At 70.8% G+C, this 15,108-nt stretch carries 12 protein-coding genes; 7 read left to right on the top strand and 5 right to left on the bottom strand.

Translation table 11 applies throughout. The features are described from left to right. Positions 1–85: 85 nt before the first annotated feature. The gene (locus OHO83_RS22985) at positions 86–2,293 is read left to right on the top strand and encodes a SpoIIE family protein phosphatase (RefSeq protein ID WP_266672488.1); all 2,208 of its coding nucleotides are present in this window, start codon (positions 86–88) and stop codon (positions 2,291–2,293) included. Here the strand turns inward: OHO83_RS22985 and OHO83_RS22990 are convergent. The 3 genes from OHO83_RS22990 to OHO83_RS23000 form a co-directional block, all read right to left on the bottom strand. Next, entirely contained in the window at positions 2,224–3,330 is a 1,107-nt protein-coding gene (locus tag OHO83_RS22990) for an AI-2E family transporter (protein ID WP_266672486.1), read from the bottom strand. The genes OHO83_RS22985 and OHO83_RS22990 overlap by 70 nt on opposite strands. A 76-nt stretch (positions 3,331–3,406) precedes the next feature. Beyond that, on the bottom strand, positions 3,407–4,369 hold the full coding sequence (locus OHO83_RS22995; protein WP_116511972.1) for a pirin family protein: 963 nt from the start codon (positions 4,367–4,369) through the stop codon (positions 3,407–3,409). A gap of 119 nt (positions 4,370–4,488) precedes the next feature. After that, positions 4,489–4,956: an SseB family protein gene (locus OHO83_RS23000; protein ID WP_100596474.1), complete on the bottom strand. Its 468-nt coding sequence runs from the start codon at positions 4,954–4,956 to the stop codon at positions 4,489–4,491. 174 nt (positions 4,957–5,130) lie between these two features. Between OHO83_RS23000 and OHO83_RS23005 the strand changes: the two genes are divergently transcribed. The 3 genes from OHO83_RS23005 to OHO83_RS23015 all read left to right on the top strand — a co-directional run bounded on the left by OHO83_RS23005 (position 5,131) and on the right by OHO83_RS23015 (position 10,227). Next, positions 5,131–6,957 (top strand): acyl-CoA dehydrogenase, encoded by a 1,827-nt coding sequence (locus OHO83_RS23005; protein ID WP_266672484.1) that lies wholly within the window; start codon positions 5,131–5,133, stop codon positions 6,955–6,957. Positions 6,958–7,098: 141 nt separating this feature from the next. Beyond that, on the top strand, positions 7,099–8,394 hold the full coding sequence (locus OHO83_RS23010; RefSeq protein WP_266672483.1) for a M18 family aminopeptidase: 1,296 nt from the start codon (positions 7,099–7,101) through the stop codon (positions 8,392–8,394). A gap of 150 nt (positions 8,395–8,544) precedes the next feature. Continuing rightward, on the top strand, positions 8,545–10,227 hold the full coding sequence (locus OHO83_RS23015) for a hypothetical protein (RefSeq protein WP_266672482.1): 1,683 nt from the start codon (positions 8,545–8,547) through the stop codon (positions 10,225–10,227). Positions 10,228–10,262: 35 nt separating this feature from the next. On the opposite strand, the gene OHO83_RS23020 is transcribed toward OHO83_RS23015, so the two are convergent. Both OHO83_RS23020 and OHO83_RS23025 read right to left on the bottom strand, forming a co-directional pair. Continuing rightward, positions 10,263–12,065: a thioredoxin-like domain-containing protein gene (locus OHO83_RS23020; RefSeq protein ID WP_266672481.1), complete on the bottom strand. Its 1,803-nt coding sequence runs from the start codon at positions 12,063–12,065 to the stop codon at positions 10,263–10,265. Positions 12,066–12,080: 15 nt separating this feature from the next. Beyond that, positions 12,081–12,482: a cupin domain-containing protein gene (locus OHO83_RS23025; RefSeq protein WP_266672480.1), complete on the bottom strand. Its 402-nt coding sequence runs from the start codon at positions 12,480–12,482 to the stop codon at positions 12,081–12,083. 51 nt (positions 12,483–12,533) lie between these two features. On the opposite strand from OHO83_RS23025, the gene OHO83_RS23030 reads away from it, so the two are divergent. From OHO83_RS23030 to OHO83_RS23040, 3 genes are all read left to right on the top strand, one after another. Next, positions 12,534–13,553, top strand: coding sequence for a GlxA family transcriptional regulator (locus OHO83_RS23030; RefSeq protein ID WP_266672479.1), 1,020 nt, complete (start codon positions 12,534–12,536; stop codon positions 13,551–13,553). 129 nt (positions 13,554–13,682) lie between these two features. Continuing rightward, positions 13,683–14,558, top strand: a complete 876-nt coding sequence (locus OHO83_RS23035) for a YhjD/YihY/BrkB family envelope integrity protein (RefSeq protein ID WP_266672477.1) — start codon at positions 13,683–13,685, stop codon at positions 14,556–14,558. A gap of 42 nt (positions 14,559–14,600) precedes the next feature. Then, complete coding sequence (locus tag OHO83_RS23040; protein WP_227296198.1) at positions 14,601–15,095, top strand: LURP-one-related/scramblase family protein; 495 nt, start codon at positions 14,601–14,603, stop codon at positions 15,093–15,095. Positions 15,096–15,108 lie beyond the last annotated feature (13 nt).

Consider the following 15,108-nt stretch of genomic DNA (forward strand, 5'->3'; position numbering starts at 1 on the left):
AACCCCAAGGGTACCGGCCGCCTCAAGATCGCTCTGCGAATAGTCTCGGTGGCCGTCCACGATCACCTCTTCTTAGAGTGGGGCCATGCGCACTGGTGACCCCCTGCCGCCCGTGGGGGACGTTCTCGCCGCCCTCGACACCGGTGTGTGGCGGTGGGACAACCGGGCCGGGCTGGTCACCTTCGACGCGGAGGCTGCCCGGCTGCTCGGCCTGCCCGCGTCCCGGGTGACGCTGACGGAGGCCGCCGTACGCTCCCGTTTCCACCCCGTCGACTGGAACGAGATCTTCGGCGTGGTGCAGCTCGCCGTCGCCGAGGGCACCCTCGCCGAGGCCCGGCTGCGGATCATGGACGATCAGGGCGTGGTCATCAGGACCGTACGCAGCCGCTCCAAGCCGCTCGTGCACGGCGACTCGCACGCGTACGAGCTGATCGGCACGCTCCAGGAGGTCAGCGAACCCACGCCCGGGTCCGCGGCGCGCACCCCCGTGACCGGGGACTGGCGGCGCTCCCGCGAGGCGTTCCTGCTGGACGCCGGGCGGGCGCTCGCCGAGGCGGGGTCCACCGAGGAGGTCCTGCGGGTCGCGGCCGGGCTCTCCATGCCGGGGTTCTCGCCGGACGGCCTCGCCGTCTTCGGTGTCGGCGGCGACCGGCTCACGGTCATCGGACACCACGGGCACGAGCCGGGCGAGGAGGGGCCCTTCACGGACATGCCCCTGGACACCGACTATCCGGCCGCCGAGGTGGTGCGCACCGGCCGCGCCGTCTATCTGTCGTCGCCCGAGCAGTACCGCCTGCGCTACCCGGCCGCCTGGCCACTGGCCCAGCGCTTCCAGCGGCAGTCCTGGGCGTTCCTGCCGCTCATCGTGGCCGGCCGCACCATCGGCACCTGGATGGCCGGGTTCGCCTACCCGGTGTCCTTCACGCCCGACGAGCGCTCCGTCCTGACGACGGTGGCGCGCATGCTGGCGCAGGCCCTGTCGCGCGCCGGGATCACCGAGTCGGAACGGGAGCTGACGGACGGACTCCAGCGCTCGATGCTGCCCACGCTCGGCCCCGAGATCCCGGGGATGAGCGTCGCCGCCCGCTATGTGCCGACCGGCGGCGGCCTCCAGGTCGGCGGCGACTGGTACGACATGATCCCGCTGCCCACCGGGCGCATCGCGCTCGTCATCGGCGATGTGCAGGGGCACGACGTGCGGGCCGCCGGCCTGATGGGACAGCTGCGGATCGCGCTGCGCGCGTACGCGGCCGAGGGACACCGCCCTGACGCCGTCCTCTCCCGCGCCTCCCGCTTCCTGTACGGGGTCACCGACTCCATCACGTACGGCTCCACGGGCGGCCCCGGCAAGGGCGTCGATAAGGGCTCGGAGCCGGGCGACCCGCGCTTCGCGACCTGTCTGTACGTGGAGGCCGACCCGAAGACGGGCGTCCTGGAGATCGCCCGAGCCGGCCATCCCGACCCCGCGATACGCATGACCGACGGAACGGTCCTGGTACGGCCCACCGCGGGTGGGCTGCCCCTCGGCGTCGACCCCGACACCGACTACCCCATGACGCGGTTCGCCCTCGAACCCGGCGACACCCTGCTGATCTGCACCGACGGCCTCATCGAGACGGGCGGCCACGACCTCGACACCGGCTGGGCCCGCATCCGCGGCATCCTCGAGGAGCACGGCGGGCACGGGGAGCACCCCACCGACGCCGACCGTCTGGAAGACCTGGCCGACGCGCTCGTGCGGGCCGTGCACGGCCCCTTCTCGCACTACACGACGGGCCCGCTCGTCGACCGGCGTGAGGACGACATAGCGGTGCTGCTCCTCGCCAGGACGGGCCTGCCCGAGGCGCCGGTACCGCGCCGGACCGCGATGACCGTCGCCCAGGCCGAGCCGGAGCGGGTCGCCGCCGCCCGTCAGCAAGTGCGCGAGCTGCTGCACGACTGGACCGACGCGGAGCAGGTCGACTCGGCGGTCCTGATGGTCTCGGAGATGATCACGAACGTCCTCGTCCACACGGACGGTGACGCGCTCCTGGTCGCCGAGGTCGCCGACGGGCCCGCGCGGCGACTGCGCGCCGAGGTCGCCGACGCCAGTGACGACCTGCCGCACAAGCGCCACCCGGGCGAGCTCGCGTCATCCGGGCGCGGCCTCGTCCTGATGGAGCTGCTCGCCGACCGCTGGGGCGTGGACCCGAGGGGCGAGGGCAAAAGCATCTGGTTCGAGCTCTACGAGTCCTCGGCCGGCGTTTCACGTGAAACTCCCGACGGCGCCGACGGCCCCTCGCCCGCGGAGTAGCGCTTGCGCATCTCCCCGATCACCCCGAAGGCTGCCGCCGTCAGCGGCACCGCGAGCAGCATGCCGAGGATGCCCGCGACGGAGGCGCCCGCCGTGATCGCCAGCATCACCATCGCGGGATGCATCTGCACGGTGCGGGACTGGATCATCGGCTGAAGGATGTGGCCCTCCAGCTGCTGCACGGCCAGGATGACGCCGAGCGCCCACAGGGCGGTCACCCAGCCCCGGTCGGCGAGGGCCACCAGGACGGCCACCGCGCCGGAGATCGTCGCGCCGAGGTAGGGGATGTACGCGGTGACGAAGACCAGGGAACCGAGTCCGACCGCGCCGGGCACCCGCAGGATGAGCAGGCCGACAGTGATGCAGACCGAGTCGATGAGCGCGATCAGTGTGGTCCCGCGCATGAAGCCCTCGACGGCCTGGAAGGCACGCCGCCCCATGGCCTCCAGGGTTTCCCCGGCACGGCCGGGCGCGAGGCTGTGCGCGAGGCCCGCGGCGCGGTCGGAGTCCTTGAGGAAGAAGAACGTGAGCAGGAGGGCGAGAACGCTGGTCGTGAGGAGCGAGCCGAGGACGGAGAGCCCGGCGATCACTCCGCTCGCGGCGCTGGCTCCCCACTTGGACAGCAGTTTCTGGAGGCTGCCGGCGGCGGATCCGAGGTCGTCGGCCACGGTGATCCCGAAGTGGCTCTTGATCCAGCTGCCGGCCTCCCGCACCGAGTCGACGATCTGGTCACCGGTGTCGATGAGGGTCCTGACGACGATGTAGCCGGCGCCGCCGACGACGGCGACGAGGGCGACACACGTAAGGGCGGCGGCGAGCGCCCGGTTGACCCTCCTGCGGATCAGCCAGCCGTGCACCGGCCCGAGCAGGGCCGTACCGAGCAGGGCGAGCAGCAGGGGCGTGACGGCCGTCTTGAAGACGATGCACAGCCAGACACCGACGGCAGCCACCCCGGTGACGAGCAGCGCCAGGGCGCACCAGGCGGCGGTGCGGCGGGCTGGTTCGGGAAGAAGCGGCTTACCTGTACCTGTGTGCACCCCCACAGGGCATCACGCACGCGTGGCCCCGACCTTCCGGACGGGGCCACGCGAGTGACGGACAATCAGATACCGCTTACGTGTGCGGGATCCGCTCTCCCGGGATGACCCCGAGCCGACCGGCCTGGAAGTCCTCGAACGCCTGCTGGAGTTCGTCGCGGGTGTTCATGACGAACGGACCGTAGTGCGCCATCGGCTCCCGGATCGGACGGCCGCCCAGGAGGACGACCTCGAGGTCCGGGGTGTTGGAGTCCTGCGTCTCGTCCGCGCGGACGGTCAGCGAGGAGCCCGCGCCGAAGACGGCGGTCTGGCCCATGTGGACCGGCCTGCGGTCGGTGCCGACGGTGCCGCGGCCGGCGAGGACGTACGCGAGGCCGTTGAACTCCTCGCGCCACGGCAGCGTCAGCTCGGCGCCGGGGCGGACGGTCGCGTGGACCATCGTGATCGGCGTGTGCGTGATGCCGGGGCCGTCGTGGCCGTCGAGCTCACCCGCGATGACGCGCAGCAGGGCGCCGCCGTCGGCGGTGGTGAGGAGCTTGACCTGGCCACCGCGGATGTCCTGGTAGCGGGGGTCCTTCATCTTGTCGGCGGCCGGGAGGTTCACCCACAGCTGGAGGCCGTGGAAGAGCCCGCCGGACATGACGAGCGCCTCCGGCGGGGCCTCGATGTGCAGGAGGCCCGAGCCGGCTGTCATCCACTGGGTGTCGCCGTTGGTGATGGTGCCGCCACCGCCGTTGGAGTCCTGGTGAACGAAGGTGCCGTCGATGATGTAGGTGACGGTCTCGAAGCCGCGGTGCGGGTGCCAGGGCGTGCCCTTGGGCTCTCCGGGCGCGTACTCCACCTCACCCATCTGGTCCATCATGATGAACGGGTCGAGGTACTTGTAGTTGATCCCGGCGAACGCTCGGCGCACCGGGAAGCCCTCGCCCTCGAATCCGCTGGGCGCGGTCGTCACGGCCAGCACGGGGCGGGCCACGGCGTCGGCGGACGCGGCCACACGGGGCAGGGTCAGCGGGTTTTCGACGGTCACTGCAGGCATGTCGGGACCTCCTTGTGCTCCGAGTTTAGTTGAACGTAGAACTTTCTGCCACCTGGAACGCGGAACGCCCGGAGGGAATTCCCTCCGGGCGTCGCGGGTGCCTGCGTGTGCGGTGACCGCTAGCCGTACATACGGCGCATCGCGAAGTCGACCATCTGCTCGACCGCCTTGGCGTCGAAGACCATCCGGTGCTCGCCCTCCATGTCGAGGACGAAGCCGTACCCGGTCGGAAGCAGGTCGATCACCTCGGCGCCGGTGATCACGAAGTACTTGGACTCCTTGCCCGCGTACCTGCGCAGCTCCTTGAGCGAGGTGAACATCGGGATGACCGGCTGCTGAGTGTTGTGCAGCGCGAGGAATCCGGGGTTGTCGCCGCGCGGGCAGTAGACCTTCGACGTGGCGAAGATCTGCTGGAAGTCCTCGGCGGACATCGAGCCCGTGGTGAAGGCGCGGACCGCGTCCGCCAGCGACGGAGGTGACGGCTCCGGATACAGCGGCGGCGCCTGCTGGCCGTACCCGCCCTGCATACCCTGCTGCGGCGGCGCGTACTGCTGCCCGGGTCCCGCGGTCTGGTCGTAGCCGTACATGAGGGCCAGACTACCGAGCGGGGGCCCGAGCGCGGGCGCCGTTAGACGCTGCTCACATCGGCGGATCAGGGGTTGCGCGTTATTACCGACGGGTAGCATCATCGTAGGCACTTGCTACTTGTGAGTAGTACGTGTTTACGAAGATCCCGCTTCCAGCCAAACGGAGCCGTCGCCATGGGGCACTACAAGTCGAATCTCCGCGACATCGAGTTCAACCTCTTCGAGGTGCTCGGGCGCGACAAGCTGTACGGCAGCGGCCCGTTCGCGGAGATGGACGTCGACACCGCCAAGAGCATCCTCGACGAGGTCGCCCGCCTCGCCGAGAACGAGCTGGCCGAGTCCTTCACGGACGCCGACCGCAACCCGCCGGTCTTCGACCCGGAGACCAACACCGCTCCGGTACCGGCCAGTTTCAAGAAGTCGTACCAGGCCTTCATGGACTCCGAGTACTGGCGCCTGGGCCTGCCCGAGGAGATCGGCGGCACCACCTCCCCGCGCTCCCTGATCTGGGCCTACGCGGAGCTGCTGCTCGGCTCGAACCCGGCGATCTGGATGTACTGCTCCGGCCCGGCCTTCGCCGGCATCCTCTTCGAGGAGGGCAACGAGGCGCAGAAGAAGGTCGCCGAGATCGCCGTCGAGAAGCAGTGGGGCTCGACGATGGTCCTGACCGAGCCGGACGCCGGCTCGGACGTGGGCGCCGGCCGCACCAAGGCCGTCCAGCAGGAGGACGGCTCCTGGCACATCGAGGGCGTGAAGCGCTTCATCACGTCCGGTGAGCACGACATGTCGGAGAACATCCTCCACTACGTGCTCGCGCGCCCCGAGGGCCACGGCCCCGGCACCAAGGGCCTCTCCCTCTTCCTGGTCCCGAAGTTCCACTTCGACTGGGAGACCGGCGAGCTGGGCGAGCGCAACGGCGTCTACGCCACGAACGTCGAGCACAAGATGGGCCTCAAGGCGTCCAACACCTGCGAGATGACGTTCGGCGACCAGCACCCCGCCAAGGGCTGGCTCATCGGCGACAAGCACGACGGCATCCGCCAGATGTTCCGCATCATCGAGTTCGCCCGCATGATGGTCGGCACGAAGGCGATCTCCACGCTGTCGACGGGCTACCTGAACGCGCTGGAGTACGCCAAGGAGCGTGTCCAGGGCCCCGACCTGGCCCAGTTCATGGACAAGACCGCCCCCAAGGTCACCATCACGCACCACCCGGACGTGCGCCGCTCGCTCATGACGCAGAAGGCGTACGCGGAGGGCATGCGCGCGCTCGTGCTGCACACCGCCGCCGTCCAGGACGACATCGCGGTCAAGGAGGCCGCGGGCGAGGACGCGTCGCAGCTCCACGCCCTCAACGACCTCCTCCTGCCGATCGTGAAGGGCTACGGCTCGGAGAAGGCCTACGAGCAGCTGGCGCAGTCGCTCCAGACGTTCGGCGGCTCGGGTTACCTCCAGGAGTACCCGATCGAGCAGTACATCCGCGACGCCAAGATCGACACCCTCTACGAGGGCACCACCGCGATCCAGGGCCAGGACTTCTTCTTCCGGAAGATCGTCCGCAACCAGGGCGCCGCGCTCAACGGCCTCGCCGAGGAGATCAAGAAGTTCCTCGCGGTCGGCACGGGCGGCGAGGAGCTCGCCCCGGCCCGCGAGTCGCTCGCCAAGGCGGCCGTCGAGCTGGAGGCCATCGTCGGGGTCATGCTGACCGACCTCGCGGCCACCGAGCAGGACACCAAGAACATCTACAAGGTGGGCCTCAACACCACCCGCCTGCTGCTCGCCTCCGGCGACGTGGTCGTCGGCTTCCTGCTGCTGCGCGGCGCCGCCGTCGCCGCCGAGAAGCTGGAGACCGCCTCCGCCAAGGACCAGGCGTTCTACCAGGGCAAGATCGCCGCCGCGAAGTTCTTCGCCGCGAACGTCCTGCCGGGCGTCGGCCTGGAGCGCCGCCTCTCCGAGAAGGTCGACCTCGACCTGATGGAGCTGGACGAGGCCGCGTTCTAGTCCCCGGCCCGCCCGTGGCCACCGGCGCCGCCACCCGGACACATCCGGGTGGCGGCGCCGTCGTACCGGGATCGGCCGCCCCCGGCCGCACCCGCGCGGACCCCCCGCGCGCCGGGCCGAAGGCTCGTTAGGCTGGCCCGCATGAGCAACCCCTCCCGCTTCGACCGCGGTCACACCGACGACCTCATGTCCTTCCTCGCGGCCAGCCCCTCGCCGTACCACGCCGTGGCGAACGCCGCCGCGCGCCTGGAGAAGGCCGGATTCCGCCAGGTCGCCGAGACCGACGCGTGGGACGGGACGACGGGCGGCAAGTACGTGACGCGCGGCGGCGCGATCGTGGCGTGGTACGTCCCCGAGGGCGCCGCGCCGCACACCCCCTTCCGCATCGTCGGCGCGCACACCGACTCGCCGAACCTGCGCGTCAAGCCGCTGCCCGACATGGGCTCGCAGGGCTGGCGGCAGGTCGCCGTCGAGATCTACGGCGGCCCGCTCCTCAACTCCTGGCTCGACCGGGACCTCGGACTCGCGGGCCGGCTCACCCTGCGGGACGGCTCGACTCGCCTCGTGAACATCGACCGGGCACTGCTGCGCGTGCCTCAGCTCGCCATCCACATGGACCGCTCCGTCCACACCGACGGCCTCAAGCTCGACAAGCAGAAGCACATGCAGCCCATCTGGGGCCTCGGCGACGACGTCCACGAGGGCGGCCTCATCCGCTTCCTGGAGGAGGAGCACGGCCTCGCCGAGGGCGACGTCACCGGGTGGGACCTGATGACGCACCCTGTCGAGGCGCCCTCCTACCTCGGCCGCGACAAGGAACTCGTCGCCGGCCCCCGCATGGACAACCTCCTGTCCGTGCACGCGGGAACGGCCGCCCTCGCCGCCGTGTCCGCCTCGGACGACCTCCCCTACATCCCGGTCCTCGCCGCCTTCGACCACGAGGAGAACGGGTCGCAGTCCGACACCGGCGCCGACGGACCTCTGCTCGGCGGCGTCCTGGAGCGTTCGGTGTTCGCGCGCGGAGGCTCGTACGAGGACAAGGCCCGCGCCTTCGCCGGGACGGTGTGCCTGTCGTCCGACACCGGGCACGCCGTGCACCCCAACTACGCCGAGCGCCACGACCCCACCCACCACCCGCGCGCCGGCGGCGGCCCCATCCTCAAGGTCAACGTCAACAACCGGTACGCCACCGACGGTTCGGGCCGCGCCGTGTTCGCCGCTGCGTGCGAGAAGGCCGGCGTGCCCTTCCAGTCGTTCGTCTCCAACAACGCCATGCCCTGCGGCACCACGATCGGCCCGATCACGGCGGCCCGCCACGGCATCAAGACCGTCGACATCGGCGTCGCGATCCTCTCCATGCACAGCGTCCGTGAACTGTGCGCCGCCGACGACCCGTTCCTCCTCGCCAACGCGCTGGTGGCGTTCCTGGAGGGCTGAGCGGCCCCCTGAAGGGCCGAGCGGGCCCCTCGGGACCAGCTTTTGAACCTGTCCATGGAGTACCTGTCCGGCGTACGATCACCGCTGCACGCACGCCTCTTCAGGCGCAGCAGCGCCTGAGCCGTGCCTTCAGTCCTGTGGGGGGACTCCTTGAACAGTCTCAGCAACCGCTCGCGCCTGCCCGGAAAGAGAGCGCGGCTGGAGGTGCTGGCCTGCGCCTCCGTCATCGTCGGGGTGGCACTCGGACCTGTGCCGGCGGCCCACGCCGACACGGGTGTCGCGCCCGAGCTCGTCTACGCGACCGACCACGGCCCGTCCAGCGGGATCGTCGCCGTGTCCGCACAGTCGGACAGCGCCATCACCTCGATCACGGCACATCTGTACGCCGCCGACGCGCCCGCCGACGCCCCGGAGGTCGCCACCATCGACTCCTTCCGGCAGGACTCCGGCACCGACCACCAGGGCGTCTGGCTCGCCTCCGAAGCCGTGCACCTCGCCGACCTCGGCACGTATCGCATCGTGGTCGACCTGACCGACGCCGACGGCGACACCTCGCACACGGAGAGCCGCAACCAGTTCTGGTACGTACGCACGATCGACCTGCAGGACTACCAGGTCTCGCCCATGCAGCCCGACTACAGCCACCAGAACGTCTCGGTCAGCGGCCGCTACACGGTCCTCGACCCGCGCACCGGCGAGACGACGGCCGCCGTGGACAAGCCCGTGGTGATCCACACTCCCGAGGCCTCCGAACTCACGGTGGCCACAGACTCCGAGGGGAAGTTCGCCGGTTCGTTCACGCTCACCCAGGAGTACGGCGGCCTCGTCAGCACCTGGCTCCAGGGGGTGGACAACGCCTACCAGGTCACCGACGACGGCGACAACGCGTACGTCACGCCCGCCACCGCGGACACCCGGATGACCCTCGACAGCACCGAACTGGGCGTCAAAGAAGGCCAGTCGGCGACGATTTCCGGCCGCGCCGAGGTATACACGCAGGGCAGCTGGCAACCGCTCACCGGCGCCAGGGTCGACGCGGTGTGGCAGAGCGACAACGGCAGCGCCGCCGCTCGGCCGGTGACCGACGCCCAGGGCCACTTCTCCGGCAAGATCCTGATGCCGCGCACGGGAACGGTCGAGGTACAGAGCGCGAGGGGCACCTACCTCAAGGCCAGCCCGACCGCGCAGGTCAAGGTGCACGTCGCCCGAAAGACGTCGATCAGCGACTTCTCCGCATCGCTGAACAAGTACTCCCAGCTCACAGCCAAGGGCCGCCTCCACACGGGCAGCAGCACCCCGGGCGACGCGGACAACCGGGTCCAGCTCCAGTACTCGGCCGACGGCACGACCGGCTGGACCACCCTGAAGACCGTCACACCCGGATCCGGCGACCCCGAGGCGGGCGCCCCCTTCAAGGGCACCTTCGACGCGCCCTACAAGGGCTACTACCGGGCCTACTTCAAGGGCAGCGCAGAATGGCAGCCCTCCTACAGCCCCGTCCTCTACGTCAAGCGCACCAAGACCCGCATCATTGACGGCAACGCCTCACCGGAGCCGGTCGCCAAGGGGCGCACCATCACCGTAAAGGGCAAGCTCCAGAAGTACACGTCGTCCGCCTGGCACGCCTACGGCAGCCAGACGGTGAAGATCCTCTTCCGGCCCAAGGGGTCGACCACCTGGTACGACATGGGCAACACCACGACCCGCTCCGACGGCACCTTCAGCCGGGGCTACACCGCCCAGAGGGACGGCACATGGGTCGCGGAGCTGCTCTACCCGGACAGCACCCACCTGGCGAGCGCGGGCCGCGAGGACTACGTCGACGTGACGTGACCCCTCGGAAGGGCCACGTCACGTGCCCTGGGGCGCTACCCCTCGTCCATCCCCGCCAGCACCAGCGGCAGGCGCTGGGCGGCGCCCTCGACGAGACGGACCGGGACACCCCAGTCCTGCTGGTGGACATGGCACGCGGGGTACTCGTTGGCGGGGTCGTCGTCGCAGGACGCGGCCATGGCCGAGACGTGCAGGACGCCCTCCGGGACCTCGGGGTTGAGGGTGAGGGTGCGGGCCAGGTCGGTGTCCGCGCCCTCGCCGGCCAGCAGCAGCTCCGGCGGGGTCGACGAGACCAGCAGGCGCGTCGAGGGCCCGTACCGGGTGTCGAGCTTCTGGCCCGCCGGGGCCTGGAAGATCACGTCGAGGCTCAGCTCGCCCGCGGCGACCTCGGTCGCAGCGCGCTGCGTCCGGTGCGCGACCGACTCGACCCGCACGGCCTCCTCCGGAAGCCGCAGCCGCGTCAGCCGGTGCCGCGCCGACTCCACCACGACGATGTCCGCGGAGTCCCCACCCACGAGCACCGCGTCACTGGGCTCCCGCAGATCCGTCGCCAGCGTGGTGACCTCACCGGTCGCCGGGTCGTAGCGGCGCAGGGAGTGGTTGTACGTGTCCGAGACCGCGACCGAGCCGTCCGGCAGAGCCGTCACGCCCAACGGGTGCTGGAACAACGCCTGTTCGGCGGCGCCGTCCCGGTGCCCGAAGTCGAAGAGTCCCGTACCGACCGCCGTGTGCACGGCGCCGTCCAGGTCGACGTACCGCAGCGCGGACGTCTCCGAGTCGGCCACCCACAGCCGCTCGCCGGTCGCCGCGAGCCCGGACGGCTGCGCGAACCACGCTTCGGCCCCCGGCCCGTCGACGAGACCCTCGTTCGTCGTGCCCGCCGCGACGGCGACACTCTTCGTCTCCGGGTCGTACGTCCACAGCTGGTGCACGCCCGCCATGGCGATCCACACCTTGCCGCCGAAGAGGGCGACGTCCCACGGCGAGGACAGCGACACGTCGAGGGCGGGACCGCTGGTCGGCGCGCCCTGCCACCACTGCCGGCCGGTCCCCGCGAGCGTCGTGACGTCCCCGCTCGCGAGGTCCACGGCCTTCAGCGAGTGGTGCACCGTGTCGGCCACGACGACGGTCGCGTCGTCGAGGAGCGCGAGGCCCTGCGGCTCGTTGAAGTCGCCGGGCGAGCCGATCCGCCGTACGACGCTCTCGCCGTCCTCGGCCAGCTCGACGAGCTGGTGCCGGGTCGTGTCGGAGACCAGGAAGTTCCCGGACGGCAGCACGAGCGCCTTGCCGGGGAAGCGCAGATCCGTCGCGACCGGCTCGGGGGCGACATACGGCCCGTCGCCGCGACGCAGCGTCCCCTTGGCGCCGTGCTCGGCCTCCAGCTGCTCGACCAGCTTCTCGATTGCGTGGGCGTGCCCCTCGCCGGCGTGCTGCGCGACGACGTACCCCTCGGGGTCGATCACCGCGAGCGTGGGCCAGGCCCGCACGGCGTACTGCTTCCAGGTCGCCAGCTCGGGGTCGTCGAGGACGGGGTGTTCGACGTTGTACCGCTCGACGGCGTCGACCACGGCGGCGTGCTCGGCCTCGTGCACGAACTTCGGCGAGTGCACCCCGACGATCACGACGGTGTCCCGGTGCTTCTCCTCGAGCTCACGCAGCTCGTCGAGGACATGCAGACAATTCACACAACAAAATGTCCAGAAGTCCAGAATGACGATGCGTCCCCGCAGGTCAGCCAGGGTGTATTGCTTACCGCCCGTGTTGAGCCAGCCGCCCTTGCCGATGAGCTCGGGAGCACGGACACGGGCGCGACGGGGTGCGGGGTCGACATCGTTCATGGGTCAAGGGTGCCACTAAGCGAGCGCATGGCCCGTAGTGGCATCCACGTGGTCGGGGACGTCGTCGTGGTGGTCCCCGACCGTGGGGGTGCCGGTGGGCTCCAGGAGGAGGATCGAGGCGCCCTTCGGGGAGCGCGGCTTGTGCCACGTCCCGCGCAAAACCGTGAAGACCGAGCCCCGGGGCAGGACGACATCGCGCTCGCCCGCCGGCTCGCGCAGGGCGATGGTCAGCTCGCCGTCGACGACCAGGAAGAACTCGTCCGTGTCGTCGTGCACGTGCCAGACGTGATCCCCCTCGACTTTCGCGACACGGACGTCGTAGTCGTTGACGCGGGTGACGATGCGGGGGCTCCACAGGGCGTCGAAGGAGGCCAGGGCCTCGTCGAGGGCGATCGGCGTGTTCTCGCGTGTGGTCATACGCCGATCCTGCGCCCGGCACCGGTCCGCGGCGAGTGCTAGAAATCGCATATGGCGAAAGAATCCTCGCAGCGCCCCTCGCGGGACCTGTCGCAGCGCCCGCCGCACCGCGTCGTGGTGATCGTCGACGAGAACTCCAACCCCTTCGAGCTGTCCTGCGCCATCGAGGTCTTCGGCCTGCGCCGGCCCGAACTCGGCCGTGAGCTGTACGACTTCCAGCTCTGCTCGCCGCGGACGCGGACGGTGATGCGGGACGGGTTCTTCACGCTGACCGACGTGGCCGATCTGGACGCGGCCGAGTCCGCGGACACGCTGATCGTGCCCAACCGGCCCGACATCGACGTGCCGAGGCGGCCCGCCGTCCTCGATGCCGTGCGCCGGGCGCACGCGCGGGGCGCCCGGCTCATCGGGTTCTGCTCAGGCGCGTTCACCATCGCCGAGGCCGGGCTCCTCGACGGGCGGCGGGCCGCCTGCCACTGGATGTGGGCGGACTCCTTCCGCTCCCGCTTCCCCGAGGTGCGCCTCGAGCCCGACGTGCTGTTCGTGGACGACGGGGACATCCTCACCGCGTCCGGCAGCGCGTCCGCGCTCGATCTCGGACTGCACGTCGTACGCCGTGACCACGGCGCCGAGATCGCCAACGCGGTGTCCCGGCGGCTCGTGTTCGCCGCCCACCGGGACGGCGGCCAGCGGCAGTTCGTCGAGCGGCCCGTGCCCGCGGTGCCGGACGAGTCCCTCGCGCCGCTGCTCGCGTGGGCGCAGGAGCGGATCGGTGAGCCGCTGAGCGTGGCCGGCCTCGCCGCGCACGCCGCGGTCAGCCCCGCCACCCTGCACCGACGCTTCCGCGCCGAACTCGGCACGACCCCGCTGGCCTGGCTCACCGGCGAACGGGTCGCCCTGGCCTGCCTCCTCATCGAACGTGGCGAGGAACGCCTCGACGTGGTGGCCGCCCGCAGCGGTCTGGGCACCGCCGCGAACCTGCGCGCCCGGCTCCGCCGGGAAACGGGCCTGAGCCCGTCGGCGTACCGGAGAAGGTTCGGCCGGGGCCCGGCGGAGGCGGCGCTGCCGTAGGTCCGGCCGGGGGCACCGTCGAGGCCGCGTGGGCGGCCTACCCCCGGGCCCGCATCCCGGCAGCCGTCGCGGGCCCCGGCGGCGCGTCTGCCCGCCGAGCGGCGTGCGCGTGGCCGACGCTTGGCAGCTATGAGGGACGACAGCGCGCGCGGCGGTCTCACCGGGACTCTGGCCAAGGTCACGCGGTGGGGCACCGCGCGGGCCGGTGAGCTGCGGGAGCGGCTGCCGTTCGTCACGCACCTGACGCGGCAGATGGTGGACGTGAGCCTGCTCGACTCCTCGACACGGCTGGCCGCGCAGGCTTTTCTGACGGCGTTCCCCGTGCTCTTCATCGTCGCCGCGTTCGCCCCGGCCTCTGTACGCGACCGGCTCATCGAGTCGGCCACGTATGCGGTCGGCCTGTCCGGACCCGCCCTCGACCAGGTCCGGCAGGTGTTCGGGGCGCCCGACGACACCACGCGCGAGAGCACCGGGGCCGTCGGCATCGTCATCACGCTGCTGTCGGCGACCTCATGCAGCCGCGCGCTGCAACGTGTGTGCGAGCGCTCCTGGCACGTATCGCCCGCAGGCCTGCGCCTCATCGCGTGGCGGTGGCTGGTGTGGCTGCTGGTGTGGCTGTGCGCGCTGATGGTCCAGGGGCTGTTGAGCGACGGGTTCGGCCTGGGCCTCTGGCTCGGCCTGCCGCTGTCGTTCGCGTCGAGCACCCTGCTGTGGTGGTGGACGCAGCACATGCTGCTCGGTGGCCGCGTGCCGTGGCTGCCGCTGCTGCCGGGCGCCCTCCTGACCGGCATGGGCGTGGTCGTCCTCGCCTGGGCGTCGCGCTTCTACATGCCGGTGACGCTGAACCGCTCCGTGGCCGAATTCGGTCCCCTCGGTCTGGTGTTCACGCTGCTGTCGTGGCTCATCGTGCTGTTCACGGTCGTGTGCGTGGGGATCGCGACGGGGTACGTCCTCGCCCATGAGCCGCTCCTCGTCCGCCGCCTCGGAACGCCGCCGCCCGAGTGACGGGGGAGAGTCCTCCCGCGCGGGCTGGGCACCCTTCGACGTATGAGATACGAAGTTCGAGAGCGGCTCTTCGCGGTGGGCGAGGACTACTGGATCGAGGACGAGCAGGGCCACAAGGCCTTCCTCGTCGACGGCAAGGCGATGCGCCTGCGGGACACCTTCGAGCTGAAAGGGCCCGACGGGCGGGTGCTCATCGACATCCACGAGAAGATGTTCGCCCTGCGCGACACGATGGTCATCGAGCGCGGCGACGAGGCCCTCGCCAAGATCAAGCGCAAGCGCCTTTCGCTGCTGCGCAACCACTACCGGGTCGAACTGGTCGACGGCACCGAGCTCGACGTCAGCGGAAAGATCCTGGACCGCGAGTTCGTCGTCGAGTACGACGGCGAGATGCTCGCCCACATCTCACGCCGCTGGCTCCGGGTCCGCGACACGTACGGGGTCGACGTCATCCGTGAGGACGCGGACCCGGCGCTGCTCATCGCCATCGCGGTGTGCGTGATCCACCTGGCGGAGAAGGAGCGGGGGGACGGCTGACGGCCGGCGGACC

It is taken from the genome of Streptomyces sp. NBC_00569 (assembly GCF_036345255.1).
GTDB lineage: Bacteria > Actinomycetota > Actinomycetes > Streptomycetales > Streptomycetaceae > Streptomyces.